Origin of the sequence: Rothia sp. LK2492, assembly GCF_040946345.1 — a bacterium.
GTDB classification, from domain to species: Bacteria; Actinomycetota; Actinomycetes; order Actinomycetales; family Micrococcaceae; genus Rothia; species Rothia endophytica.
The window spans coordinates 331,586-357,397 of record NZ_JAYWLX010000002.1 but is presented as its reverse complement, the minus strand read 5'-3'; the positions used below and the strand labels follow the sequence as shown (position 1 = coordinate 357,397).

The following is a 25,812-nucleotide window of genomic DNA, read 5'->3' as shown; positions in this document are numbered from 1 at the left end:
GGTTCCTTATGATTTAGACAAGGATGCCGGTGAGCTGGGACAGGGGCTCACTCAGGGCATCAATCGCGTCCGAAAGTTCGCGTACCTGGTCCTCGCTCAGCTGGGTATAAGGTACGAACCCTTCATCGTCTCGGTGCTGATCAAGCAGGCTCTGAATATCGGTGAACCGCCCGTCAATGGTTTGGGCCAGCTCAGCGTCCTTGGCTTCAAGCAGAGGGCGGACGTCCTCGAAAGCCACCCTGGCGCCATCAATGTTGCCCTGGAAGTCAGAAAGGTCGGTGTGTGACCAAATTTCCTCTTCACCGGTGACCTTGGAGAAAGCCACCTCATCGAGCAGGCTCTTAGCACCATTGGTGATTTGATCCAGGGTTAGTTCCAGGTCACGGGTCTGATCGTAGAGGCTCTGTGTGTCTTCCTTGAGTTTGGTGGCGGCTTCTTTGCGCTGGCTCTCGGTCAGCGGGATATAAGCCTGCCCCCCGTTATCTTCTGCGGTTGGCTGCCAGAGGTCCTTTTCGATCAGGTGCCAGCCGGTCCAGGTCTGGCCCTCCTCAAGGTCAGCCTCACGGAGGTCCAGTTGAGGGTCAAGATCACCGAAAGATTCAGCAACCGGTTCAATCCGTTCATAGTGCAGACGAGCAGCGGCGTAGAGTGAGCGGGCTTGTTCATCATCCCCGGTAGCATAAGCATCCGCAAAAGCATCGGTCTTCGTTTTGAGCTGCTCAGTCTGGTCTTTGATATAAGCGGTGTACTGGGTGATAGCGGTATCGCGCAGGGCCTGCTCGTCAGCAGATACGGGGCTTTCATCTGGGTTGGCAGCAACGGTTAGGTCACCGATGATGCCATCCCCCACCATGCCAGGCTTGCAGCTGGTCTTGTAGGTGCCTTCTGCAAGGTTAACGGTCAGGTCCCGGGTGATACCGGGGCCGATGTTCTCCACCTCTGAGAGAATACGCAGACCGTCTTCAGCTAAAACGTAAAACTCGGTGACCTGGCTGCCGTCGTTGGTGACTGAGAAGGTATTTTTACCGGCTTTGACCTCGGTGGTTGAAAGTGTGCACTCGCTTTCGGTGGACGATACCCTCACCGTTCCATCAGCCGAGTTCGATGCTGTGTTGTCAGTGCAGCCGGTCAGTGCCAGCACAGCCAAGGTGAGCGCTGCGCCGGTGGTTGTGGTCGAAATTTTCATGGTGTTACCTTTATCAAATGAGGGTTAGGGCGCCGTTGTCAGCTTCGCTGCGGTCTTGGGCGCCTTGTGCTTGGTGAGGAAGATAGTGAGCACGGTACCGGTGTACATCAACCAGGCACCTGCTTCAAGCCAGGTAGTGGCCGGGGAGAAGTTGAAGATTCCCTTGAGCAGCGTGCCAACCAGTGAGGTAGGTGCGATGATGTGGGATAAATCAAAAGCCAGGTGGTGCAAGCCAGGTAGAAGACCTGCCTCTTGCAAATCGTGCACTCCGTAGGCGAGCACACCGGCTGCGATGAAAATCAGGAATATGCCGGTATAGCGGAAGAAGGTCGCTAGATTGAGTTTCAGAACGCCGCGCATGATGAGCCAGGCCAGAGCGATAGCGATAATAATGCCTAACAGTGCCCCTACCAAGGCCATTGCACCGCTGCCTGCAGATTGGGAGGCAGCCCAGAGAAAGAGCGCTGTTTCTAAACCCTCGCGTCCTACCGCCAGTGCGGCGATGACCACAACGGTAGCCGTACTTGCCTGGGCGGCATCAATTTTCTGCCCCAGTTCACGGGAAAGGTGCTTAGAGTTTTCTGCCATCCAGAAAATCATCCAGGTGACAAAACCAACGGCGATAATGGACAGAGAGCCGCCGATAGCCTCCTGCGCCTCAAAGGTGAGACCACGCGGGCCAAAGGTCAGGAGCGCCCCGAAACCCAGTGATACAACCACTGCGGTAAGGACACCCATCCAGATTTTAGGCACCAGGTGCGCTTTACCAGTTTTACGGACGTAGGCAAGTAGCAGACCCACCACTAAGGCGGCTTCAAGCCCCTCACGCAGACCAATCAGAAAGTTTTGAAACATAGTTCTCTTGTACACGGAAGATATTTACTTAGGCTCACCTATTATACGCCTTAAGCTAGTCTACATATGACCTATTGCTAACCTTCCTTCAAGTATTTCTCACTGGCACACAAAGGACGCCGCCACTCCCCCAAACGGGGAGTGACGGCGTCCTGATCAGCTGATAAAGCTAGAGCTTAGGCAGCCTTGGGAGCTGAGGTGTCCTCAGGCAGGTTATCTTTAGCAACCTGAACCAGTGCTGAGAAAGCAGCGGGCTCGTTGACAGCCAGCTCAGCCAGCATACGGCGATCAACTTCAACCTCAGCAGCCTTCAGGCCCTGGATGAAACGGTTGTAAGTCAGGCCTTCTGCACGGGCAGCTGCGTTGATACGCTGAATCCAGAGACGACGGAAGTCACCCTTCTTCTTACGACGGTGGTCGTAGCTGTAAACCAGTGAGTGAATGACCTGCTCTTTAGCCTTACGGTAAAGGCGTGAACGCTGGCCACGGTAGCCGGATGCGCGTTCAAGGACTACTCGGCGCTTCTTGTGCGCGTTAACCGCGCGCTTCACACGTGCCACGTGTGTCTCCTAACATCTATGTCCTGGCAACTAATAATCTAGCGTTGCGCAGGAGAGAAATAATTATCTACTTTGGTGCGACCTCATGTTTTTGAGGTCAGAGCTTCAAAAAGAAGACGGTTTTACTTACCGAGCATCTTCTTGATGACCTTGGCCTGACCGCCTTCAACGATCTGGTCAGATGCCAGACGGCGGGTCACGCGTGATGACTTGTGCTCAAGGTAGTGACGGCGGTTGGCCTGCTGGCGCTTAACCTTGCCGGTACCGGTGAGCTTGAAGCGCTTTTTTGCACCAGAGTGGGTCTTCTGCTTCGGCATGAGCCGATTCTCCTTACGTTCTACCCTCCCGCCCTCTCGGGCGATGAGGAACTCTACACTAAACGAACACCGCTGTAACGGGCCCGTCTATGAAAGGGGTTTGGTTTTCACGCTGCATCAACCACCTGACCGTGGAGGACGGCGGGATTATGCGTAAATCTTTGACCTTGCACCGCACATACTGCATGCGGGGCCGGTAGTCTAACCAGTTCCTTATTCGGCTGACGCCTGCGCCTTGAGCTCAGCGGGCATTGCATCTGCCAGCGAGTTAGTTACAGGGGTTGCCTCAGTGGTGTTAACGCGTTCGCGACCCTTGCGGCTGCTCTCCTGCTGGGCGTCACGGCGGACTTCCTGCTTGCCGCGCAGCGGGGCAAGAACCATCACCATGTTACGACCGTCAACGCGAGGCTTCGATTCAATCGAGCTCACCTCAACCAGGTCATTCGCCATGCGCTCGAGCAGACGCACACCCATCTCGGGGCGCTGCTGTTCACGACCACGGAACTGAATCATAGCCTTGACCTTGTCACCACCGGCAAGGAAACGACGTGCGTGCCCTACCTTGGTTTCGTAGTCATGGGTGTCAATTTTGAGGCGGAAACGGATTTCCTTCAGCGAGGCGTTAACCTGCTTCTTGCGAGATTCACGAGCCTTAACAGCGGCTTCGTACTTGTACTTACCGAAGTCCATCAACTTGCACACGGGCGGCTTAGCGTTAGGGGCAACCTCAACCAGGTCGAGATCGGATTCCTGAGCAAGACGCAGTGCATCTTCTACACGGACAATACCGACCTGTTCACCACCGGGGCCGACGAGACGGACTTCCGGAACGCGAATACGGTCGTTGATGCGGGGATCGCTAATGACTAAGCTCCTGTTGCTTGTAGGGTTATACCCGTGAATTTCTCTCGGGCACTAAAAAAGCCCCCGTTGTGGTAAAGCAAACGGAGGCCTGTAGCCCTTAACCTAAACTGTACGCAGCAAAACACTGCGACCTTAAGGCCATAACCCGTCAACGCTGGAGCTGATGCGGGTGGGAACTAAAACGTTCCGCTTGCAAACACCTTAGAACTCTACGTGCTTTGACCCTATTTATCAAGACTTAAAGAGCTCTTTCGAGAATTAATAGGCAATAAAATGCCAGAGTGTGACCAGCGATTCACACCGGTTGCACCCTATGTGAGATTCTAGTAACCATGAGTAACGAATCTACCTACCGTTTTGAAGACCAGCAGCCCGATGAAACCCAGCTCCCAGAAGGTGTGACCGCTGAGCAACTCGAAGAAGTCAACGCCCAGATGCGGGATATCGCTGAGGTGCCAGCAGTTGAGGTCATCACCACCGCCGCTGTCCACCTGATGAGCGCCGCCGCGGTCAAATGCGGGCTAGGTGCAGAAGAAAACGCAGCTGACCTCAAAGACCTGGACGAAGCTCGCAAACTGATTACTGCCCTTGCAGGTTTCGTCACCGCGGCGGCACCCGAAATTGGCTCACAGCACGCCGCGCCCCTGCGAGACGGTCTGCGCTCCCTCCAGCTAGCCTTCCGCGAAGCCTCAACCTTCCCCGACAAGCCAGGTCAGGGCCCGGGCGAAAAGTTCACCGGCCCCGTCTTCTAAAAGGCCCTTACTGCCCCGCGTAGAAGAGCAAAGGCGGGCATCCCAGAAATCGACTTATCCGAGCTGGCGCGCATCATGCGAGCCTGCGAAAGGGTCAGTCGACGGAGGGGTGCCCGTTTTTGCTCTGTATAGCTAGTGCCGATGGGGTCCTTTGATCCCTCACTATGAGGCAGATGCTAAGGAGATCTGCACGGAATCAACCAGCTCAGAGATGACCGGGTTAATGGCTAGCCCCTGCTGAAAGGTCTGCACAGTGTGGTTAAGCTGATCTTGTGTAAGACCGGGTGCTAAGCGCAGAGTAATTTTTAGTTCAGGCCCGTGACCGCCGCCTGCCAGCACAGTGCCGTCTGCTGTACGGCTATAGACTCCCTGCCCCGGGGCAGCCTCAACAGCAGTCACTGCTGAGATAGGGGCGGCAATGTCTTGGAGTGCCCGGGCTACCAGCGAGTTGCGGTAGGAGGGCACCCACTCTTGACCTTTAGCAATGGCCCAGAAGGCCGGGCGGCGCAGTACAAAGGTCACGTTTTGACCGGGATTGATAACGATGAGCTGGTTATCATCTTCCACCGCTGAGAGGGCGGTTTTACGCATGTCAGCGGCCACCGGGCGAGCCAAATCGTGCCAGCCAGTCAAAGCATCGACCGCCGTGAAGATTGGCAAGGCCTTACGACCGTCCGGTGCCTGAATGCTGACCAGAGCCATATCTGATTCTTTATCCGAGACTAACCCAGCTTCGGTAATTTCTGCCTGGGAAAGCTGGGCAACGACCGGGGCGAAAATACGCACATTGCGCAAGGCATCGACCACAGCAGCTTCATCAACCTGGCCAGCGACAAAAGCGTCAAACACCTCTTGCAGAGCCGGGTCCGTCGTGCCCTGATCGCCCGGGTACTGGTGAGTGTGGCTGGTACCCTCAGCAAGGTTGCGCCCTTCCCAAGGCTGCCCGCCGGTATCAGTTTTCTGCCCGGCACTGGCCAATTGCGCGGCGATGTGGGTAGGCAGATCCCGCTGGTCTCCACCTCCCCCACCGTGCCCGTGGGTGTGAGCACGGTGCACTCGGTCCGAGAAGTCGGCCATTAGGGACGGCCTGCTACATCAAGTGCCTGCTGCAGTGTGAACTTACCTGCGTAGAGGGCTTTACCTGTAATGGCGCCTTCAACGCCGTGGGGAACCATAGTGCGCAGAGCGGCAATGTCGTCGAGAGTGGCGATACCACCGGAAGCAACTACCGGCTTGTCGGTGCGCTCAGCAACCTTGCGTAGCAGCTCCAGGTTAGGGCCCTGCAGGGTGCCGTCCTTGGTGACGTCGGTGACCACGTAGCGGGCACAGCCGTCCTCATTCAGGCGGTCAAGTACCTCCCAGAGGTTGCCGCCCTCTTGAGTCCAGCCGCGAGCAGCAAGAACATCCCCGCGGACATCGAGCCCAACAGCGATAACATCCCCGTGTTCAGCGATAACTTTACGGGTCCATTCGGGGTTTTCCAGTGCGGCGGTGCCCAAGTTGATGCGGGCAGGGTTGAGAGAAAGCGCGCGCTCCAAAGAAGCATCGTCGCGGATACCACCAGACATCTCTATCTTGATGGTCAGTTCCCGGGCTACTTCAGTCAGAATATCGATGTTATCGCCGCGACCAAATGCGGCATCCAGGTCAACGAGGTGCAACCATTCAGCGCCGGCATTCTGCCATTCAAGAGCCGCTTCAAGGGGGCTACCATAGCTGGTTTCAGAGCCAGCCTCACCCTGGACCAGACGCACAGCCTGACCATCAGCAACGTCTACTGCGGGCAATAGTTCAAGTCGTTCAGTCATAGTTTCTCCTAAAAATGAGGTTTTTTTACCCGTAGTTGAGCACAATGTAGAGGCCATAGCCAGCGAAGCCGAGCCCCACCATCAGCAAAATAAGCTGGGCTATCCAAGTAATTTTCTGTCGATAAAAAGAGTAAGCGCCGCCTACGAACATCATGCCAATGGTCATCAGCAGCAGGCCTGAAGTAGAAGCGGACATTTAGTCCTCCTGCACTGAGATACGCCCGGTCACGGGCAGGGTCTTCAGCCAATTGCGCAAGAGCTTCAGGCCGGCTTCCCCTGATTTTTCGGGGTGGAATTGGGTAGCCGATAAAGGCCCATTTTCAACGGCGGCGATGAAGTCAGTGCCGTGATGGGACCATGTGACCTGAGGGGGCACCATAGATTCGATGTTCTGATCAAAGTCCCAGCTCTGCACGCCATAGGAGTGCACGAAATAGAAGCGCTCGCCTTCAATCCCCGCAAAGAGGCGGGAGCCAGCCGGTGGGCGCACCGTATTCCAGCCCATATGGGGTACCACATCAGCTTGTAGCTTTTCGACGGTTCCAGGCCACTCCCCCAAACCTTCGGTGTCAATGCCGTGTTCAACACCGTGCTCAAACATCACCTGAAGGCCAACGCAGATCCCCAGAACGGGGCGCCCACCGGCCACGCGACGTCCGATCATGCGGATAGCATCTGCTTGCTTCAGGCCATCCATCACCGCTTGGAATGCACCTACCCCGGGCACTACCAGACCATCAGCACCCAGCACATCAGCCTCGCGACGTGACAGGAGCACTTCTGCTCCGGCTTCTTCAAGGGCACGAACCGCTGAACGGACGTTTCCCGCGCCGTAATCCAGAACAACAACTAAAGGTTTCTGCTGGGGTTCTGCCATTTAGAGTGCTCCCTTAGTGGAAGGAATACCTGCGTGGCGGGGATCCGGCTCTACTGCCTGACGCAGGGCCCGTGCCAGCGCCTTGAATTCAGCCTCAGCAATATGGTGGGGATCACGGCCACCCAACAAGGTAATGTGAAGGCAAATACCGGCATGGTAAGCAAAAGCTTCAAATACATGGCGCACCATCGAACCAGTAAAGTGCCCGCCGATGAGGTGGAACTCGAAGCCGGCAGGTTCACCGGTGTGCACCAGATAGGGGCGCCCTGAAATATCAACGACTGCCGACGCCAGCGCTTCATCTAGGGGCACCGTTGCGGTACCAAAGCGGCGAATACCCGCCTTATCACCCAGTGCCTGACGTAGAACCTCGCCCAGCACGATCCCGGTATCTTCAACGGTATGGTGCACATCAATGTGGGTATCCCCCGAGCACTTGATGGTCATATCAATGAGTGAGTGCTTAGAAAGTGCGGTCAGCATGTGGTCATAGAAGGGTACGCCGGTGTCGATGTCTGACACTCCGGTACCGTCCAGATTGATCTCGACGCTGACCGATGATTCACTGGTCTTGCGCTCCATCTTTGCAATGCGGGGGCCTAGCCCAGTTGATGTTTGGTGGGGTACTGCCATGTCTACCTCAATGTATGGTGTGGTCAAGAAAAATTATCGCTCGAATGTCTCGATGTATGCCGTCATATGCTCTAAGAATGCACTGGTTTCTGCCTCTGTTCCGGCGGTGACGCGCAGGTAGCCGGGTATACCGTTATCGCGTACCAGAACGCCGGCATCCAGCAAGTACTGCCAGGCAGCTTTCTCATCCTTCAACCCACCAAAAAAGACAAAGTTTGAGTCTGATACGGCGGGCTTAAGACCTAAGCCGACCAGGTGATCTACGATGCGGTCGCGCTGTGCCCGAATATCATCAACATTAGCCAGGAGTTGCTGGCGGTGCCGAAGCGCAGCTACAGCCGTCGCCTGGGTGACCGCCGAAAGGTGGTAGGGCAGACGAACGAGGCGGACAGCATCACAAACTGCGGGAGCCGCGGCGAAATACCCAAGACGAGCACCTGCTAGGGCAAATGCTTTGCTCATAGTTCGGGTAACAATTAGGTTGGGGCGCCCGGAGAGTAGGTTCAAAGCATTTCGGGAGCGGTCTTGGGCGAATTCAGCGTAGGCCTCATCGACCACTACGATGCCGTTATAAGCGGCAACCGCCTCATAGACAGCGTCAATCACGCCAAGTTCAAGACCGGTGCCAGTGGGGTTATTAGGTGAGCAGAGGATGACGATGTTGGGTCGATGCTCCTGAATCTGATCAAGGGCCGACTCGGTGGATAAGGAATAGTCCTCAGCCCTGTAGCCGGCAATAAAAGTAGTGTTGGTGCCGTCCGCGAGGAGGGGGTACATAGAGTAGGTGGGCACAAAGCTCATGACGCTTCGCCCGGGGCCGCCAAAGACCTGCATGATTTGCTGCAAAATTTCGTTGGAGCCATTTGCTGCCCAAAGATTCTCTGCGGTCAGACCGTGACCAAGGTAGCTCGCTAATTCCTGGCGCAGCGATGAGAATTCGCGATCGGGGTAGCGGTTGAGCGTGAGGGCTGCAGCAGCTACATCGCGACTAATCGCCTCTACAACCTCACCGGGCATGGGATGGGTGTTCTCATTGACGTTGAGAGTCACGGGCACATCAATCATGGGCGCACCGTAGGGTGAACGGCCCCGCAGATCATCGCGCAGAGGGAGGGCAGAGAGAGAGTCCATAGAATTAGTCACCCCACCAGTCTAGCCGCGCTAGCTCATATCGAACATTTTATTTCGAAGTGTAGACCGGTACCTCAAGCACCTGGCCAGGCTCAACCCGGGCAGTACTCAAATCATTGATTTGCATAATGTGGTTGATGACGTCTCGATTGTCCTGGCCCGGGGCAACTTTTGCGGCAATGGACCAGAGTGAGTCACCGTGCATAACCGTCATGGTAGAAATAACCTGAGTTGCCATTTCTCCGGTCGAGCTCTTCGCTTCGCCCGGGCTGATGAAAGTCAAGGCTCCCAGCACGATGAGGACAGCAAGAGTCAGCGCAGGGATGCCGCGGAACACTAAGCGACCCTTACGTGTTAAACGCACGGCTCCTCCTAGAAAACCACGCTTCTTCTGTTTGCTTACTCCCTGAGAAGTCTGTGCTGCAGAAACTGGGGCAAGGAGCTGCCCCTGCTGGGCCGGTCGAGTTACCGCAGTGTGAGCACCCTGGTGGCGTCTGAAAGTTCCAGGTTCAACGGTACGAATTCGATACTGGGGGGTGGTGAAAGTCGAGTTAGTTTTTGCTCGGGAATGCTGGGCGTCAGCCTGTGCCTGCAATGAGTTGAGGGGCTTCTTCGAAGAAGCAGGAGCCATAAAATCCGGTAGGGCGATAGCGCTCATTTGTCCTTCTCCTAACGACTGCTCAAACATTCAACCCGTGGTCGAATGAATGTTCTAAAAAATCTAGTACTTATGTTCTATCAGAAAAATCGAACATAGTCGAGAAAAATTAGAACAAATGTTTGAATAAACTGTTTTGGTGGCATACTCTTAGAAGACCACCTAGATCAGTAGACAACAGGTGGCTGACATTTTAGGACCAACAGAGACGAGCACACCGTGAGCGAACGCACCCAGCACACTCCGGCCAGCCCTAGAAATAAGGGATCTCGCCCGCTTACTGCCCGCCAGAAAAATATTCTGGAGGCCATTTCAGAGGCCATCGACGAGCACGGTTACCCGCCATCTATGCGCGAAATTGGCGACCTGGTGGGATTGGCGTCTCTTTCTTCGGTGACTCATCAGCTGACCCGTCTTGAAGAGATGGGCTACATTCGCCGTGACCCCAAACGTCCGCGCGCTATCGAGATTCTCGGTGAGGGAGAGCAGGCTGAACCAGCTGCAGAAACGTCTGTGCTACGGCTACCCCTCCTACCGACCTTCGAACAGAGCAGCGAAGACTTAGCAACGGTACCTCTGGTTGGCCGTATCGCAGCTGGCTCACCGATTGCCGCCGAACAATCAATCGAAGACGTCATGACCCTGCCCCGTCAGCTGGTGGGAAACGGCGACCTCTTCATGCTAAGGGTCAAGGGCGACTCCATGGTTGACGCCGCTATCTGTGACGGTGACTGGGTCGTAGTCCGCACCCAAAATACCGCTCAAAATGGTGACATCGTTGCAGCCCTCTTAGAAGACGAGGCCACGGTCAAAACCTTCCGCCAGCGTGACGGTCACACCTGGCTTCTGCCCCAGAACACCCAGTATGAACCAATCCTGGGTGACCGAGCCACCATCATGGGTAAGGTCGTTTCGGTTCTGCGCAGCCTCTAACGCACTGAGTACCATCTCATACAAAAAGGGCTAGGTCATGCTGACCTAGCCCTTTTTATATACCCCTACCCTTAGTGGGTCTCAACAGTCTGCGCCAGACGCTCTAAGGCGCCCAGCACCACGTCCTTATTCTGGGTAACCCAAAAAGGCGGCAGCGTTTTTACCAGATAACTACCGTACCGCTGGGTAGCAATTCTCGAATCTAGAACCGCAACAACACCGCGGTCGTTGACTGAGCGCACCAGACGTCCAGCACCCTGAGCCATACGAACAGCCGCGTGAGTGGCTGATACCGCCATAAAACCGTTACCGCCGTTCTGGGCGACAGCACGAGAACGTGCCTGTGAAAGCGGGTCATCCGGCCGAGGGAAGGGGATACGATCCATAATGACCAGGCGGCAGGAATCCCCCGGGGCGTCCACTCCCTGCCACAGGCTCATGGTTCCAAAGAGGCAGGAATTTGTATCTTCCACAAATTCCTTAACCAGTGCTCGCAGAGATGATTCTCCCTGTAAGAGGATGTTGAGGTCAGTTCGCTCACGCACGTATTCGGCGGCAAGTTCAGCACCTCGTTTAGAAGAAAAGAGGCCCAGCGCACCGCCGCCGGAGGCAACCACCAGCTCAACGATGCGGTCCAGCTGTTCTGTTGATACCCCACGTCCGGGCTTGGGTAGGTCTGATGCTAGGTAGAGAACCCCCTGTTTGGGGTAGTTGAAGGGCGAACCCACATCGATAGCGTCCCAGCGCGGTGCGCCTGAACCCATCAGACCCAGGGCGCCAGCTGTTGCTTCGAAGGACTCCCCCAGTGCCAGCGTTGCCGAGGTGAGCACCACGGTGCGACCGTCAAAGAGACCTTCACGCAGGTAACCCGCAACCGAAATAGGGGCGATATTGAGGGTTGCAGGATCATCATCGGAGGCCGCCACGTAACCACGCCCCGGCTCCCACGAGCCTTGGCGGGACACCCAAATTACCTGGTGTTGAGGGTCTGCCTGCAGCATTTTCTCGGCGGTGTCGTGTACCTCGGTGAGGCTAGCCCGCGTCATCTGCCGGCCAGCATCGGCATCCTTTTCACCCGCCTTGGTATCAGTCAGCGCAGAACGAGCGGCATCGCGCACCTGCTCCATGGCCGCAGCGACGCGGTCAGGCAACCCTCTGGCCATCAGTTCAGCAGGTACGCCATTGAGAGCATCATCCAGTTTCAGAGCTGCTTGTTCTAAGGCTTTGTGATCGGCTGTGGTGTGTTTGCGGATGCTGCGAGCAACCTTGCTGACCATGAGAGGTGAAAGCCCGCCGGTCACCGCACCGGTCACTCGGTCCGCGAGTTCGTGAGCCTCGTCGATAATAACAACCTCGTGTTCAGGCAGAACGTTGACGCCCTCAAAAGCGTTGATCGCCAAGAGCGCGTGGTTGGTGATGACGATATCTGCATCGGCTGCCTGGGTGCGGGCATTTTCGCTAAAGCATTCCTCAATGAGGGGGCACTTACGTCCCAGACATTCCGAGGCTGTTACTGAAACCTGCCGCCAGGCGCGGTCACTGACACCGGGAAGCAGCTCATCGCGGTCGCCGGTATCGGTGGTCTGCACCCAGGAGCGCAGGCGGAGGATCTCTTCACCCAGTTTGCCGGTAGCGCCAGTGGCAGCATCCATTTCGAAAAGGGTGTCACCGTCGTCCTCAGGGTAGCCGCCTTCAACCTTGTGCAGGCAGGCATAGTTATTGCGGCCCTTGAGGATGGCTACATCAGTTTCGTGTTCGGGCTGATCCCCCAGCGCCTCGAGAAGGCGCGGGATATCTCGGTGTACAATCTGGGACTGTAGCGCCAGAGTAGCGGTGGCAACGATGATGGGTTTCTCGCTGTGCTGGGCCGAAACAATGGCAGGGACCAGGTACCCCAAGGACTTACCCGTGCCGGTTCCCGCCTGAACCAGCAGATGCTTTTCAGTTTCCAGCGAGCGGGCAACGTGTGCTGCCATGGTGCGCTGGCCGTCCCGTTTTTGGCCTCCGCTGCGCTCAACCACTGTGTCAAGAAGTTCTAAAGCAGGTTTAGCACCGGGCAGGGTTTCTAGTTCCTGCCCGGTAGGTGCACTGACGATTTCACTCATTAACGGATGGTTTCGACGGCGCCAGCAGCCACCGCCTCATCGATTTCGAGCTGCAGAATTTCAAAGAGGTCATCATCTAGAACAAACTCCGATAGTTCTGAGGCAACCTCATCGCGCACTAGCGCTTGAACGTAGGTTCCATCAGAGACAAAGGCAGTGCGCAGGATTTCGGCGTCCCACTGATGCAGACGGGAAACAATCTCACCGTGGGAATAGGGCACCAGCAGGTTTAGTTCGATGGAGGGGCGAGGAATGGTGTCAGCAATTTTCTGCTGTAGCTCCTCAATCCCTTCACCGGTACGGGCAGAGACCACCACGTGGTTAGGTTCGCGCTGACGCAGGCGTTCAACTACGTAGGGGTCCGCAGCATCAACCTTGTTGAGCACGATAATCTCAGGAATATTCTGAGCCTCAACCTCTGTAATAACTTCACGCACCGAGTGAATCTGCCCCTCGGGATCAGGGTGGGACACATCGACCACGTGCACAATCACATCAGCATCCGCCACCTCTTCGAGGGTGGAGCGGAAGGCCTCTACCAGCTGAGTGGGCAGTGAGCGTACAAAACCCACGGTGTCAGAGAGGGTGTAGCCAACCCCGTCCGGGGTTTGCGCCTTACGCACAGTGGGATCAAGGGTAGCAAAGAGAGCGTTTTCAACCAGCACGCCAGCGTCCGTTAGGCGGTTAAGAAGCGAGGATTTACCGGCGTTGGTGTAGCCGGCAATAGTCACCGAGGGCACCCGGTTTCGCTTGCGGTTAAGACGCTTGGTTTCGCGGGCCGGTGCCATCGCAGCGATTTCGCGCTTGAGCTTAGCCATGCGGGCACGCAGGCGGCGGCGGTCCAGCTCAATCTTGGTTTCACCGGGGCCACGTGAACCAATACCTTCACCACCGGCAGCACGGCCACCGGCCTGGCGAGAAAGGGAAGCACCCCAACCGCGCAGACGTGGCAGCATGTACTCCAGCTGAGCGAGCTCAACCTGTGCTTTACCTTCACGGGACTTAGCGTGCTGGGCAAAGATATCCAGAATCAAAGCGGTTCTGTCGATGACCTTAACCTTGACGATATCTTCAATAGCACGACGCTGGGACGGGGCCAGCTCGGCGTCCACAATGACTGTATCGGCACCCGTCGATTCAACGATATCTTTGAGTTCAAGTACTTTACCGGAGCCCAAGAAAGTACCGGGATCCGGCTTGAGGCGGCGCTGTACCAGGCCGTCTAGAACCTCAGAACCAGCGGTCTCAGCCAATGCGGCGAGCTCTCGCAGAGAGTTCTCTGCCTCAGCCAAGGTGCCTTCACTCCAGACACCTGCTAGCACCACGCGTTCGAGGCGTAGCTGGCGGTATTCGACTTCAGTGACATCCTCAAGCTCGGTAGACAGACCGGCCACGCGGCGTAGCGCACGGCGTTCTTCAAGATCCTGCTGTTCGCCATCGTAGGAGGAGTGTTCGCTCTGGTTGTTGGAAAGCTCGCGAGCGCGTTCGCCCAGCACGTTACCGCTGCTTTCTGCCCTACCTAGCACCTTGTCAACGGTGAGGCGGAGCTGCTCATCAGATGGCAGATGTGCGGTCTGGCTGGGGTTTGCGTTTTCGGTCATAGTGCCTTTCTCAGGTTTAGAAACTGTGTTCTATTCTACCGGGGTGAGAGCGCTAGGGGCAGTGGGTGCGGGCTAAAAGGTGGGGGTGTTCTTTGGTGGCTTAAGCCCCGTGCCTACCGGGTATCGTATTGTTCTCACCAGAAAGTCTCACCGTCTACCTGGTGGGCTGGGTGGCGTAAAATAGTGGTCTATGAGTTCAGCACACTATTTTTCTGAAAACCCCACCGGCGACTTCACCCCCAAGCCTCTCTCTGTTGAGCTGGCAGGGCAGAAAGTCACTGTGATGACAGCGGGCGGTATTTTCAGCCCCGGTGGCGTCGATAAGGGTACCAAGATTTTGCTGGACGAGGCTCCCGAACCTACCGGCCACCACCTCCTGGATATTGGGTGTGGTTGGGGCCCCATTACCCTTACCCTAGCGATGCGGGCACCAGCAGCTGCGGTCTATGGCGTTGATGTGAACTCTCGTTCAGCCCAACTCACCGAGATGAATGCAGCTAGGCTGGGGCTGTCCAATGTGACGGTGGGTAGCCCTGAGTCATTACCCGAGGATCTCACCTTTGACACGATCTGGTCTAACCCTCCCATTCGGGTGGGTAAAGAGGTCTTACACGACATCATGCATCGGTGGTTGCCCCGGCTCTCCCCCGGTGGATCTGCCTACCTGGTGGTCCAAAAAAATCTAGGTTCTGATTCTCTGCACAAGTGGCTGAGCGCTCAGTTCCCGGCCTTGGAGGTTAGCCGCTACGCTACCTCCAAGGGCTTCCGCATCCTGCAGGTACACAATCCCGCAGAATAACCATGAGAGTTTGAGCGGCCGCGTTCTAGCAACCGCCACCCCTCGTTTTTTCCTAGCCGAGAAGGATTTTACCTACCATGGTGGCGGGCCCGGCGAGGACGACGTGTTCGAGTTCGTCCGGTCCGAGCACGAAGGTAACTGCTAAGGTGCCACCGGGAACACGCACCAACCACTCATCAGGGGCGTCGTCTCCGCCCCAGAAACGGGTGGCTGCTGCAGCTGCGCAGGCGCCGGTGCCGCAGGAGAGGGTTTCACCGACGCCGCGTTCGTGGACGCGCATGCGGATTTGGCCAATGTTTTCGGTGGCTGGGTCGCCGTCTTCTGCTGAGATTTCTTCGGGGACCACAAATTCGACGTTGGTACCTTCAGGTGGTCGGGGTGCAACTTTAGGGGCTTCGTGCAGGTTGAGTCCATCCAGTTTGCCGTCGGTCCCTAGCATGACCACGGTATGGGGGTTACCCATGGTGATGGAGAGTGCGCCGCGCGGGGTTTTGAGGCCCTTAGCGGTCACCTGGGCGTCAGTGCCGTTATCGCGTGCCATGTCACCATTGATAAAGCCCCAGGGGCCCATATCGATGGCGTAGCCAGTATCAGTTTTAGCCACGGCTTTGACACCTGCTCGGGTTCCGATGAGGAGGCGTCCACCTTCTTCAAGTTCTATCAGGCCTTCACTGAGCAGGTAGTCTACGAAAGCGCGCACGCCGTTGCCGCACATCTCAGCGATGGAACCATCACCGTTACGGTAGTCCATAAACCATGTTGCCTCGGGATGGGCTTCTAGCAGATGGCTGGCAAAGTCCAGATTTTTGGTTTTGACCGCGCGGATAAACCCGTCTGCACCGATACCGAAGTGGCGGTCAGTTACCTGTGCAATCAGTTCAGCAGGAAGGTCTAGCTCACCTAAGGGGTCAGTGATAAAAATAAAATCGTTGCCCGTTGCATGCCCCTTCGTCAGAGTTTTGGCGGTGAGATCTCCCCAGACAGGAGCTTCATATACGTGGGTAGCCACTGGTATCCCTTTCGGTCGTTGGTCTCACAATAGACCTCTTCATCTGCCCCTCAGTCTAGTTGCTCCGGGCGGGGCTTGTAGCCTCAAACTGTCGGATAGCCTCTATCGCTCGGTCGGGTTTCTCAGCATCTGACCAACCCAGCCAGGTAACCCTAGGGTCAGCCGAGAACCAGGTGATCTGCCGGCGTGCGAACTGGCGAGTTGCGGTCACTGTATCGTCGATGGCTTCTTCCACCGTGTACTTCTCGACCTGAGGCAACTGTCCGCGCTCAGCATCCAAAAGGCGCAAGAATTCACGGTAACCGATAGCTCTAGAGGCCGTCTTGCCCTGGCGTAGTCCCTGTGCCTCCAGTGTCTCTACTTCAGCCAACAGACCGGCCTTTTCCATGAGAACCACCCGCTCATGCAGGCGTTCGTGCAGCTGTGCCCGGTCTCCGTTAAGACCAATTTGCAGGGAAGGCTGGACATACTGACGGGTAGGCATAAAGGACGAAAAGGGCCGACCGGTCACCTGGTAGACCTCCAAGGCTCGCACCAGCCGGCGGTCGTCCTTGACCCGTGCCGCTGATTCAGGGTCTACCTGCAGCAGCCGGGCGTGTAAAACACCGGGGCCCTTGGCTTTGAGTTCATCTTCCAGGGCAGCACGTACAGCTGGGTCCGTATCTGGGAACTCCAGCACATCTAGAGCTGCTCGTACGTAGAGACCAGAGCCGCCCACCACGATGGGATAACGGCCACGGCCCTGAATTTCAGCAATCCTCTGACGCACCTGCTGCTGAAAAACGGCGACCGAAGCTTCCTCGGTGACGTCCAAAATATCCAGCATGTGGTGGGGCACCCCGCGCATTTCCTCAGCGGTAACTTTAGCGGTGCCGATGTCCATACCGCGGTAAAACTGCATGGAATCAGCGTTGATGCACTCCCCCCCTAGGGTTAAGGCCAGGTCGATAGCAAGATCAGACTTGCCGCTACCCGTTGGGCCGACGATGGCAATGACCGGCAGAGCACCCGCGACAGTGGCGTGCGCCAGCTCAGCGGTTACATCAGCGGAAGATGTCATGAGCGCTTCACGATGGTTGGGAAACCCAAAGATACCGGGGAGCCAGTAACCTGGGTGGTGCCGGTACCACACGAATCAGCCTGTGCTCGGTCCCAGGCATCCCCTGCACGCGAGCGGCGCACCGAGTACTGGCTGGCGTCCGGGTCTGAAATCAGGTGGAAAGAACCGGCTTCGGTGATAGGTAGGGTGACCAGGTCACCGGGACGGGGTATTTCGCAACCGGTAGGCACAGAGAAGTGCACCAGACGCTGATCTCGGGCACGGCCAGAAAGTCGGTGGGTCTGCTCAGCCTTGCGCCCTGATTCAGCGGTGACCATGAGCTCAACGGTCTTGTCCATCTGCTTACGGTTCTCTTCACCGGCAATGCGGTCCTGCAGGGCAGTCAGGCGCTCATACCGTTCCTGCACCACAGCCTTGGGTACCTGGTGAGGCATGGTAGCAGCCGGGGTGCCGGGGCGGATCGAGTACTGGAAAGTAAAAGCCGAGGAGAAGCGTGACTCTTCAACCACGCGCAGAGTCTCAGCGAAGTCTTCTTCAGTTTCACCGGGGAAGCCCACAATGATATCGGTGGTAATAACAGCCTCAGGGATGCGCTCGCGCACCTTCTCCAGAATCCCCAAGAACTTCTTGGAGCGGTAGGAACGCTTCATATCTTTGAGCACCTTATCCGAACCGGACTGCATAGGCATATGCAGCACAGGCATGACGTTAGGGGTCTCTGCCATTGCGTCAATGACGTCATCGGTGAACATGGCAGGGTGAGGGCTGGTAAAACGCACGCGTTCTAGACCCTCAATCTCACCGCAGGCCCGCAGAAGCTTAGAAAAAGCCTGGCGGTCGCCAAAGCCTACACCGTAGGAATTCACGTTCTGGCCCAGCAGAGTGACCTCAATAGCGCCGTCGTCTACCAGTGCCTGCACCTCAGCCAAGATCTCGCCGGGGCGGCGGTCCTGTTCCTTACCGCGCAGGGAGGGCACAATGCAGAAGGTGCAGGTATTGTTACAGCCCACCGAGATAGAGACCCAGCCGGAGTAGACCTTATCGCGTTTGGTGGGCAGGGTTGAGGGGAAAACCTCAAGGGATTCCAGCAGCTCAGCCTCAGCTTTGTTATTGTGGCGAGCACGTTCAAGCAGGGTGGGAAGTGAGCCAATATTATGGGTACCGAAGACCACATCGACCCAGGGAGCCTTCTCAATAATGGTGTTTTGGTCCTTCTGCGCCAGACAGCCCCCCACAGCAATCTGCATATCGGTGTGAACGTCTTTGACTTGCTTGAGCATGCCCAGGTTGCCGTAGAGCTTGTTATCGGCGTTCTCACGTACCGCGCAGGTGTTAAAAACCACCAGGTCAGCGCGCTCGCCGTCCTCAGCAGGCACATAGCCGCTGGACTCCAGCAGACCGCTCATGCGCTCTGAATCGTGTACGTTCATCTGACAACCAAACGTGCGCACCTCGTAGGTGCGGGTTGTGGTTGTTTCTTCTGGCTTCACTACTGATACGTCAATACTCACTTCTCTAGGGTACTAGATAGGCGATAATGGTGACCATGTCAGCTTCATCCCCTCGCTTCGCCGCACTGATAGCGGCTGCCGCTGACGCCTACACTCCGTCCAGCACTGAGTCACCGGTGACCTCGGCTGCTTTTGCGCGCCTAGCGGCCGCCATGCTTGATTTCGCTGAACAGACATCAGGATGCCGGGTGGGCGCGGTAGAGATTTTGTCAGCCGGTATGCGGTCGGTGGTTTTGCGCCTGGTCTTCGAAAGCTCGGATACTTCCCCGGGCGGCACCGCGAGCGCTACGAGCAGCCGCATCGTCAAGTTTTTCCGCCGTCGCGATGCTGCTAGTAATTCTGGGGGCTTTGGTTACCTGAGGGAAAAGCACGGTTTAGCCGCCTTAGGTGAGCTGGTGCCCGGTGTCTACCCGCAGCTACGTGCATCCGATGATGGCCGCCGCACCCTCATGATGGAAGACCTAGCTTCAGGTGCGTCCAGCGAACTGAAAAGCTGCGCTGAACTCATGGCCCAGGGGTCTCAGCAGGCTGCTTTAGCTCTGCGAGCTTACCTAGACCTGTGGACGGCAGTGCTCCGCTCCCCTGCCCAGCAGAAGGTGATTGAAGGGTTCAGGCAGCAGCTGGCGCTAGCTGACCCCATAGCAAGCAGCCCCGGTTCACTCGCTTCCCCCGCTTTGGTGCTCAAAGGGCTAGAGCGAATGGTGGTTAGCGGTGATCTGCCTGCAGACCAACTTGCGCGTGTAAAGGGTAACCTCGAGACCCTTTTGGCAGTCAGCCCCCACCAGGCGGTGTTAACCAGTGGAGACTTCTCGCCTCTCAATGTGGTCTTATCCGTTGCCCAACCCCTTGCCCAGACCCCTGCCCTGAGCACGGGGAACCTAGCAGTCAGGGCGCTAGATGCTGAGGGTAGCGCATGGCATCACCCCGCCCTGCTCATTGCTGAAGTTCTCTTAGGCTTCCCCTCAACACCAGGCCCATCACTGACCACCTACCTGAACGAAAGACAGCTTCAGGAGGCAGCCCTTATGCTGGCACAGCACATCTACCCCGGCATCCCCACCGTAGAAGAATTGACCAGCTTGCCAGAGGTGGAAGCCGCGTTGCTAACTATTCAAGGCATTCGCGCCGAACAAGCCGGCAACTCGCGAACAGCATCAAACTGATCCACCACACCGCTGACCACTCGGAGACTAAAATTCTCCCCGTACAATCTAAAATAAAACACACCTGCCCTCTCTCGAAAGCTAACCTATGCCTCATAGCGTCACCTCCAACGGAGCTGCCTACCAGCGCCCTGCCCCCACCCTGAGCGTCCTGCAGGGTATCGCACTCATCTTCGGCACCAATATTGGCGCCGGTATTCTCAGCCTGCCCTACGCCGCCCGAAACGGCGGCTTCTTAGCGCTCGCCATTGCCCTGGCCATCGCGGGCCTGCTCACCACCTTTTCCATGATGTACATTGCCGAGGTTTCCCAGCGCACCAAAGAGCCCCTGCAGCTTTCAGGCCTTGCAGAAAAATACTTGGGCCAGACAGGCCGATGGATTATCTTCGCTGCCATCATGGTCAACAGCATTGGGGCGCTCATCGCCTACGCGGCTGGTTCAGGTTCTCTGCTGAGCAATCTCACCGGGCTTCCTCCACTGGCCGGGAGCCTCCTCTTCTTCTTGGCGGGCTCCTTCATCATGTACAAGGGTTTGCACGCTACAGGCTTGGTCGAGGGCCTTATCACTACCGGCATGGCAGCCATCATCCTTGCTCTTTCGCTCTGGACCATTCTGGGCCCCGGTATCACCTTCGAAAACCTACTAGTGCTACACCCCTTCTTCATCATCCCCATCATGAACCTGGCGGTCTTCACCTTTATGGCCCAGTACGTCGTACCTGAATTAGTGCGTGGCCTAGGCGATACCAACCCTCGCGCTATCCCCACCGCTCTCGTGGGTGGCATGGCGGCCACAGGCTTCACCCTGGCTTTGGTTCCCTTTGTGGCACTCGGTTTGCTGGGCGACAATGTCTCAGAAGTAGTCACCCTCTCCTGGGGTGAAGCTCTAGGACCTGTTGCTTACTACCTCGCTAACATCTTCGCGCTCCTCGCCATGTTCACTTCTTTTGTTGCAATTGGCTACACCGCGATGCGCAACATCTTAGATATCGCCCATTGGAACGAGAAAAGCCGCAAGCGTCTCATCGCTGTGCTTCTGACCGTTGTGCCGCCTCTAGCGATTTCTCTCGCGGGCCTAGGTGGCTTCGTCTCGGCACTCAGCTACGCTGGCGGCTTTGCCGGTGCTGCTATGTCTATTCTGCCGGTGCTCATGTTACATGCTGCCCGCAAGAAGGGTGAGCTACAGCCAGTCTGGGCGGTCACCTGGCAGGCTCACCCCCTCATTCAGGGCCTGCTCATCGTCACCTATATGGTCGCGTTCATCTACTCCCTGGCTGCCATCTTCGGTCTGCTTCCCACCGGCTGGGCTTAGAAACCTTTACCGCAGTCACTGATACAGCACGAGGGCGCCGCTTGCACTAACAAGTGCGAGCGGCGCCCTTGGTTTTTAGTCGTAATAGCTTCTCGAACTTGAGTTCTCTATGCCGTTCTCTTCCATATACGTCTCAATTTCTTGCTTGACCACACTGAAAGCCAGCCCCGACGGGTAGCCCTTCCGCGCCAGCATAGCCACTAGGCGGCGCATGATTTTATCTTTCTCCTGGCGGTCAGCGAGGTCCATGGAGGGCCGCAACTTTTTACGCACCAGCTCGTGGGCATCATTGCGTTCGTCATCGTCGGTACGCTGTTCCAGTGCAATCTCTGCGGTCTCCCCCTCCACGCCTTTTTGCTTCAGTTCCCTGCGAATAGCGCTTCGAGACAGCTTCTTTACGTTCATGCGAGTGCGCACGTAGACATCGGCAAACTCAGCATCATTCACAAGACCTACAGCTTCACAACGAGCCAACACATCTTCAATGACAGGTTCAGAAATCTCTTTCTCAACCAGCTTCTTATAGAGCATAGACCTGGATTTAGGGGAGGCTGCCAGCTGGTTGAGCACCGCATTCTTTGCACGGCTGAACTCGCTCTCAGGCTCTTTAGCGCGGCGTCGCCCCTGCCCGGGTTCCGATAAAGGCGTAACCCCTTGAAGCAACATCTCTTCGTCGCTGACCGGCTCATTAAGGGCGGAGCCTTCGCGGAAGAGCGGCGTGCTCCGCGGACGTTTTTGTTGAACGTCTGGCTCCCCGGCGCTGGCTGCCCCAATAGCGGGTGCAAACGGTGAAGCAGCAGCATATTTTGCTGGCGGGCGGCGGAATCCCTTCTTATGGTGGGGATTGCGACGCTTGGTGTAGCGGTTAGTACCCGAAACAGAACCGGTCGAAGCTGGACGCTGTTGCTGCCCGATAGGCTCCACCGGCAGGTTTTTGCCGGTGTAAGGGGTCGCAGGTGCAGAGGTCGCGGCATCAACCCCGTTTTCATGGGGAAGATCCTGTGCTATTCCCCGGGCAGCCGGGTGCCAAGCAGGGTACTCCTCTGGCTGTAGAAAGGTCTCTTCTGAAAAATTGCTACTCTGCATGCTTCTACTTTCTCATATGAGCGAAGCCGCCCTCCCCAGAGGGAAGAGCGGCTTGCTCTGTCTCAACCGGCCCTCACTACCCTAGGTGGAGAGCTTCTGAAGAGATAGGGTGGAGAACTTGCTAGCTAGAAGTTCTCTGAAATATCATCCAGCGGATCAACCGAGTCGCTAGCTACTTCCTCAGGCTCTTCATCCGCTTCTACGATGCCGAGCTTGACCATGGTCTTGTACTTAATTTCCTCACAGAGCTCAGGGTTGTCTTTGAGGAAGCGGCGAACGTTTTCTTTACCCTGGCCCAGCTGGTCACCCTCATAGGTGAACCAGGCACCGGACTTCTTGACCACGTTGTGGTCTACCGCCAGGTCCAGGATGCCACCTTCTACCGAAATGCCTTCGCCGTAGAGGATGTCGAATTCAGCCTGTTTGAAGGGGGGCGCCATCTTGTTTTTGACGATTTTGGCACGAGTGCGGTTACCGATGGGGTTAGCGCCGTCTTTGAGTGTCTCAATACGGCGGATGTCAATACGGACCGAAGCGTAGAACTTGAGTGCCTTACCACCGGTGGTGGTTTCAGGTGAGCCGAAGAAGACACCGATCTTTTCGCGCAGCTGGTTGATAAAGATTGCTGTGGTGTTGGTTGAAGCAAGACGGCCGGTAATCTTACGCAGCGCCTGGGACATCAGGCGAGCCTGCAGACCCACGTGGGAGTCACCCATTTCACCTTCGATTTCAGCGCGGGGCACCAGAGCAGCCACGGAGTCAATAACGATAATATCGACCGAGCCGGAGCCCACCAGCATATCCATAATCTCAAGGGCCTGCTCACCGGTGTCCGGCTGGGAGACCAGCAGGGAGTCAGTATCAACGCCCAACTTAGCTGCGTAAACAGGGTCAAGAGCGTGCTCGGCGTCGATGAAAGCGGCGATGCCGCCCTCCTTCTGGACGCTGGCAACAGCGTGAAGAGCAACGGTGGTTTTACCCGATGATTCAGGGCCGTAGATTTCTACGACGCGGCCACGGGGCAGACCTCCGATACCCAGGGCGGCATCCAGAGCGAGAGCACCGGTTGAAATGGTGTCAACCTTAGGGGTCTCACGGTCACCCAGTCGCATGACTGAGCCTTTACCATAGTTCTTATCGATCTGCGCAAGTACAGCTTCAAGTGCTTTTTCTCGGCCTTCGGCGGGCACCTGGCTCACTGTTTGCATTCGGGTTTTAGCTGCCATCTACGTTTCCTCGTCTCTTATCGTGGCGGAGTGTTTTCCTCTGGTCACCACGGTAATACCTGTGGCTGACACTTTAGGGAGTCTCGGTATATTTTCTGAAAATCTGTGGATAACCGTTCAATGTGTCAGCGTTTAAGCTTCATGTGTACACATTCTACACACATTCGAACATATTTTCTATTATGTACGAAAGTGTTCTAGTGATTTGCTCGTCTAGGCACGCTGCGCCGCGTCGGGGCCCAGCCACCGCTCTTCAGGTAAGTCTTGGATGCGGCAGACGGCAAGCCACACTGCGCGCACGTCCTTACCGGCGGCTAATGCCTGCTCAACCGTCAGATCGCCAAAGTCTCCCGGCACCAGGTCTCTCGCAAGATGCCGGGCATAGGCTGACCCAAATTCATGCTCCATCGCTACCCAAAATTCACTGAGCTTCATAGTTGCCTTTGCATAACTGAATAAAAAAGAGCTGAACCCTTCTGCGGGTCCAGCTCCTCTTCTCTAGATTTCTTAGCGAGCCGCTACGGGGCGCTCTACAGCGGGGATGTCGCGGCTAGAGGTAGCTGCAATGCCGTATTCGCGCTTGAACTGCTCTGAAAATTCAGCGGGAACAGTATCAGGCACCGAGAAACCTTCTTCAGTTGCCATGCGGGCGGAAACTTCGGCCAGCATAGCTGAAAGCGTGATATTGAGTGCCTGGCAGATGGAAGCAAGAAGCTCTGATGAGGCTTCTTTCTGACCGCGCTCAACCTCGCTGAGGTAGCCCAGTGATACTCGAGCTGAATGTGAAACTTCGCGGAGGGTGCGGCCCTGGCGCTGGCGAACATCGCGCAGAACTTCGCCGATGGCGTGACGCAGAAGGATAACCTTGCCGGTCTCGTGGACTGGGGCAGCATTCTCTGTCTGACCCACATCCTTCCAACGGACGACACCGTTCACGGATACGGGCTGCTTCGTCATTTTTATACCTATCTCCTATGGGTATCTTCTTTTGATAGATTCAAAAGCTGGTTGTTATTCAGCCTAGCGCACTCAATCTGCGCAGTCAGCTGAAATCAAGAATATTTCGTATACTTACGACCTTTTCCTGTTACATCTATTGAAACCCAATAGCCTGTGCTTTCATTCCCCGTTTTCCCGAAATTTATCTGAAGACTTACTGGGAATTAGGTTAACAGCTTATGGTAGGGCTTGCCGTCAAACCCCACCTATACAGGCGCCCTAGCTGGGTAGCTCATCCTCAAGAGCATCTGCCAGGAGCACCAGCGCATCGCGAGCTGCCTGTTGGCGTATGCTCTGGCGATCACCTGCGTAGTTTTTTTCAACTGAAAAGACCTGCCCATCACCAGCCACAGCTAGATAGACTCGGCCAACGGGTTTACCGTCCCAGGGCTCGGGCCCAGCAGCGCCCGTTGTGGAAACACCATAGTCCGCCCCGCAGACCCGGGCGGTACCCTGTGCCATGTGTTGGGCTACCTCTGGGTCAACTGCGCCTCTACTAGCTAGCAGACCAACGGGGACTCCCAACACCGACGCCTTCACCTCCGAAGCATAGGAAATAACTCCGCCTCGGTAAACAGCAGAGGCCCCAGGAACCGAGCAAATAAGCTGCCCCAGCAAGCCACCTGTAAGAGACTCAGCGGTAGCCAACGTCACCCCTCTCAGCGAAGCCGCTGCCACCAGCCTGGCTGCGGCTAGTTCAAGGTCTTGCTCACGTGACAGCATTAGCGCCCCTGAGTTGCTAAGTAGTCCCGGCGCAGCTGCACTGCCTTGATAACGTAATCAATGCCGGTCACCACGGTAATCACCACGACGGCTGCCATAGCAATCCAGCCCGGCCATAGTGCCCAGGTACCCAGCTGCCCCAAAGGCATAATCATGAGCACCAGTGCTACCGTCTGCAGAACGGTCTTCATCTTGCCACCCTTGGACGCTGCCATAACTCCGTATTTGATGATGAAAAGACGCATCACGGTAATGCCCCATTCACGCACCAGAATCACGATGGTGACCCACCACCACAGCTCCCCCAGCAGAGAGAGAACCACGAAAGCCGCCCCCGTAAGAAGTTTGTCGGCAATAGGGTCAGCAATCTTGCCAAAGCTGGTAATCAGATTGCGGGAGCGAGCCAGATACCCGTCCAGCCAGTCCGTGATCATAGCGATGATGAAGACAGCAACAGCCCACCAACGCAAGCCCATATCGGTTTCACCGTGCTGACCACCAGCCAAAAGCAGCCAGATAAAGAGGGGCACCATGACAATACGCAGAGCGGTCAAAGCATTGGGAAGGTTCCAGTTAGATGAGGTGGTAGCTGTTTGTTCTGCCATCTCGTATCACGTCCTTACGTAAATGGTCACTGGCGGTGT

The 25,812-nt window shown here is 56.4% G+C and carries 28 protein-coding genes; 5 read left to right on the top strand and 23 right to left on the bottom strand.

The genetic code is table 11. The features are described from left to right. Positions 1-13 precede the first annotated feature (13 nt). The 5 genes from efeO to infC all read right to left on the bottom strand — a co-directional run bounded on the left by efeO (position 14) and on the right by infC (position 3,755). Complete coding sequence (gene efeO, locus VVR27_RS03800) at positions 14-1,186, bottom strand: iron uptake system protein EfeO (RefSeq protein WP_368547126.1); 1,173 nt, start codon at positions 1,184-1,186, stop codon at positions 14-16. A gap of 24 nt (positions 1,187-1,210) precedes the next feature. Then, entirely contained in the window at positions 1,211-2,041 is an 831-nt protein-coding gene (efeU, locus tag VVR27_RS03795; RefSeq protein WP_368547125.1) for an iron uptake transporter permease EfeU, read from the bottom strand. 176 nt (positions 2,042-2,217) lie between these two features. After that, positions 2,218-2,601: a 50S ribosomal protein L20 gene (gene rplT, locus VVR27_RS03790; protein ID WP_251380846.1), complete on the bottom strand. Its 384-nt coding sequence runs from the start codon at positions 2,599-2,601 to the stop codon at positions 2,218-2,220. Between the two features lie 122 nt (positions 2,602-2,723). Continuing rightward, entirely contained in the window at positions 2,724-2,918 is a 195-nt protein-coding gene (gene rpmI, locus VVR27_RS03785; protein WP_237203564.1) for a 50S ribosomal protein L35, read from the bottom strand. A gap of 213 nt (positions 2,919-3,131) precedes the next feature. Further along, on the bottom strand, positions 3,132-3,755 hold the full coding sequence (infC, locus tag VVR27_RS03780) for a translation initiation factor IF-3 (RefSeq protein ID WP_409349927.1): 624 nt from the start codon (positions 3,753-3,755) through the stop codon (positions 3,132-3,134). A gap of 359 nt (positions 3,756-4,114) precedes the next feature. On the opposite strand from infC, the gene VVR27_RS03775 reads away from it, so the two are divergent. Continuing rightward, positions 4,115-4,534, top strand: a complete 420-nt coding sequence (locus tag VVR27_RS03775; RefSeq protein WP_346924378.1) for a DUF1844 domain-containing protein — start codon at positions 4,115-4,117, stop codon at positions 4,532-4,534. 162 nt (positions 4,535-4,696) lie between these two features. Here the strand turns inward: VVR27_RS03775 and VVR27_RS03770 are convergent, their stop codons facing one another. Genes VVR27_RS03770 through VVR27_RS03740 form a run of 7 tightly spaced genes read right to left on the bottom strand, consistent with a single transcriptional unit; the run spans position 4,697 to position 9,641 of the window. Next, positions 4,697-5,611 (bottom strand): SseB family protein, encoded by a 915-nt coding sequence (locus VVR27_RS03770; protein WP_368547124.1) that lies wholly within the window; start codon positions 5,609-5,611, stop codon positions 4,697-4,699. Next, complete coding sequence (priA, locus tag VVR27_RS03765; RefSeq protein ID WP_346872839.1) at positions 5,611-6,342, bottom strand: bifunctional 1-(5-phosphoribosyl)-5-((5-phosphoribosylamino)methylideneamino)imidazole-4-carboxamide isomerase/phosphoribosylanthranilate isomerase PriA; 732 nt, start codon at positions 6,340-6,342, stop codon at positions 5,611-5,613. The genes VVR27_RS03770 and priA overlap by 1 nt, the downstream gene beginning before the upstream one ends. Positions 6,343-6,367: 25 nt before the next feature. Continuing rightward, the gene (locus tag VVR27_RS03760; protein ID WP_346872838.1) at positions 6,368-6,538 is read right to left on the bottom strand and encodes a hypothetical protein; all 171 of its coding nucleotides are present in this window, start codon (positions 6,536-6,538) and stop codon (positions 6,368-6,370) included. Then, on the bottom strand, positions 6,539-7,219 hold the full coding sequence (hisH, locus tag VVR27_RS03755) for an imidazole glycerol phosphate synthase subunit HisH (RefSeq protein WP_368547123.1): 681 nt from the start codon (positions 7,217-7,219) through the stop codon (positions 6,539-6,541). It abuts the gene before it with no gap. Beyond that, positions 7,220-7,852: an imidazoleglycerol-phosphate dehydratase HisB gene (gene hisB / locus VVR27_RS03750; RefSeq protein WP_251380883.1), complete on the bottom strand. Its 633-nt coding sequence runs from the start codon at positions 7,850-7,852 to the stop codon at positions 7,220-7,222. A 33-nt stretch (positions 7,853-7,885) separates the two neighbouring features. After that, positions 7,886-8,995 (bottom strand): histidinol-phosphate transaminase, encoded by a 1,110-nt coding sequence (locus VVR27_RS03745; RefSeq protein WP_368547122.1) that lies wholly within the window; start codon positions 8,993-8,995, stop codon positions 7,886-7,888. 37 nt (positions 8,996-9,032) lie between these two features. Next, complete coding sequence (locus tag VVR27_RS03740) at positions 9,033-9,641, bottom strand: LysM peptidoglycan-binding domain-containing protein (RefSeq protein ID WP_368547121.1); 609 nt, start codon at positions 9,639-9,641, stop codon at positions 9,033-9,035. A gap of 219 nt (positions 9,642-9,860) precedes the next feature. On the opposite strand from VVR27_RS03740, the gene lexA reads away from it, so the two are divergent. Further along, positions 9,861-10,574, top strand: a complete 714-nt coding sequence (gene lexA, locus VVR27_RS03735) for a transcriptional repressor LexA (protein WP_368547120.1) — start codon at positions 9,861-9,863, stop codon at positions 10,572-10,574. 71 nt (positions 10,575-10,645) lie between these two features. Here lexA and VVR27_RS03730 read toward each other — a convergent pair whose 3' ends face one another. Together VVR27_RS03730 and hflX are read right to left on the bottom strand one after the other, a co-directional pair. After that, a complete protein-coding gene (locus VVR27_RS03730) occupies positions 10,646-12,679 on the bottom strand; it encodes an ATP-dependent DNA helicase (protein ID WP_368547119.1) in 2,034 nt (677 codons plus the stop codon). Then, the gene (gene hflX, locus VVR27_RS03725; protein ID WP_368547118.1) at positions 12,679-14,280 is read right to left on the bottom strand and encodes a GTPase HflX; all 1,602 of its coding nucleotides are present in this window, start codon (positions 14,278-14,280) and stop codon (positions 12,679-12,681) included. The genes VVR27_RS03730 and hflX overlap by 1 nt, the downstream gene beginning before the upstream one ends. A 190-nt stretch (positions 14,281-14,470) precedes the next feature. Between hflX and VVR27_RS03720 the strand changes: the two genes are divergently transcribed. Next, complete coding sequence (locus VVR27_RS03720) at positions 14,471-15,079, top strand: class I SAM-dependent methyltransferase (RefSeq protein ID WP_368547117.1); 609 nt, start codon at positions 14,471-14,473, stop codon at positions 15,077-15,079. A gap of 52 nt (positions 15,080-15,131) precedes the next feature. Here VVR27_RS03720 and dapF read toward each other — a convergent pair whose 3' ends face one another. Genes dapF through miaB form a run of 3 tightly spaced genes read right to left on the bottom strand, consistent with a single transcriptional unit; the run spans position 15,132 to position 18,659 of the window. Then, on the bottom strand, positions 15,132-16,094 hold the full coding sequence (dapF, locus tag VVR27_RS03715) for a diaminopimelate epimerase (protein WP_409349926.1): 963 nt from the start codon (positions 16,092-16,094) through the stop codon (positions 15,132-15,134). A gap of 49 nt (positions 16,095-16,143) precedes the next feature. Next, positions 16,144-17,148, bottom strand: a complete 1,005-nt coding sequence (gene miaA, locus VVR27_RS03710; RefSeq protein ID WP_368547115.1) for a tRNA (adenosine(37)-N6)-dimethylallyltransferase MiaA — start codon at positions 17,146-17,148, stop codon at positions 16,144-16,146. Continuing rightward, positions 17,145-18,659 carry a tRNA (N6-isopentenyl adenosine(37)-C2)-methylthiotransferase MiaB gene (gene miaB, locus VVR27_RS03705; RefSeq protein WP_368547114.1) on the bottom strand — a complete coding sequence of 505 codons (1,515 nt, stop codon included), beginning with the start codon at positions 18,657-18,659 and terminating at the stop codon, positions 17,145-17,147. The genes miaA and miaB overlap by 4 nt, the downstream gene beginning before the upstream one ends. Positions 18,660-18,694: 35 nt before the next feature. Between miaB and VVR27_RS03700 the strand changes: the two genes are divergently transcribed. Continuing rightward, complete coding sequence (locus VVR27_RS03700) at positions 18,695-19,822, top strand: hypothetical protein (RefSeq protein WP_368547113.1); 1,128 nt, start codon at positions 18,695-18,697, stop codon at positions 19,820-19,822. An 88-nt stretch (positions 19,823-19,910) separates the two neighbouring features. After that, positions 19,911-21,134: an amino acid permease gene (locus VVR27_RS03695; RefSeq protein WP_345445890.1), complete on the top strand. Its 1,224-nt coding sequence runs from the start codon at positions 19,911-19,913 to the stop codon at positions 21,132-21,134. A gap of 75 nt (positions 21,135-21,209) precedes the next feature. Here VVR27_RS03695 and VVR27_RS03690 read toward each other — a convergent pair whose 3' ends face one another. The 6 genes from VVR27_RS03690 to pgsA all read right to left on the bottom strand — a co-directional run bounded on the left by VVR27_RS03690 (position 21,210) and on the right by pgsA (position 25,773). After that, entirely contained in the window at positions 21,210-22,220 is a 1,011-nt protein-coding gene (locus VVR27_RS03690; RefSeq protein WP_368547112.1) for a regulatory protein RecX, read from the bottom strand. Between the two features lie 125 nt (positions 22,221-22,345). Further along, positions 22,346-23,446, bottom strand: a complete 1,101-nt coding sequence (gene recA, locus VVR27_RS03685; RefSeq protein ID WP_346872824.1) for a recombinase RecA — start codon at positions 23,444-23,446, stop codon at positions 22,346-22,348. 213 nt (positions 23,447-23,659) lie between these two features. Next, positions 23,660-23,881 carry a DUF3046 domain-containing protein gene (locus tag VVR27_RS03680; RefSeq protein WP_368547111.1) on the bottom strand — a complete coding sequence of 74 codons (222 nt, stop codon included), beginning with the start codon at positions 23,879-23,881 and terminating at the stop codon, positions 23,660-23,662. Between the two features lie 72 nt (positions 23,882-23,953). Beyond that, positions 23,954-24,403 carry a helix-turn-helix transcriptional regulator gene (locus VVR27_RS03675; RefSeq protein ID WP_346872822.1) on the bottom strand — a complete coding sequence of 150 codons (450 nt, stop codon included), beginning with the start codon at positions 24,401-24,403 and terminating at the stop codon, positions 23,954-23,956. A 261-nt stretch (positions 24,404-24,664) separates the two neighbouring features. Then, complete coding sequence (locus VVR27_RS03670; RefSeq protein WP_368547110.1) at positions 24,665-25,168, bottom strand: CinA family protein; 504 nt, start codon at positions 25,166-25,168, stop codon at positions 24,665-24,667. Further along, positions 25,168-25,773 carry a CDP-diacylglycerol--glycerol-3-phosphate 3-phosphatidyltransferase gene (gene pgsA, locus VVR27_RS03665; RefSeq protein WP_345445900.1) on the bottom strand — a complete coding sequence of 202 codons (606 nt, stop codon included), beginning with the start codon at positions 25,771-25,773 and terminating at the stop codon, positions 25,168-25,170. Before pgsA ends, VVR27_RS03670 begins: the two co-directional genes overlap by 1 nt. Between the last annotated feature and the right edge of the window lie 39 nt (positions 25,774-25,812).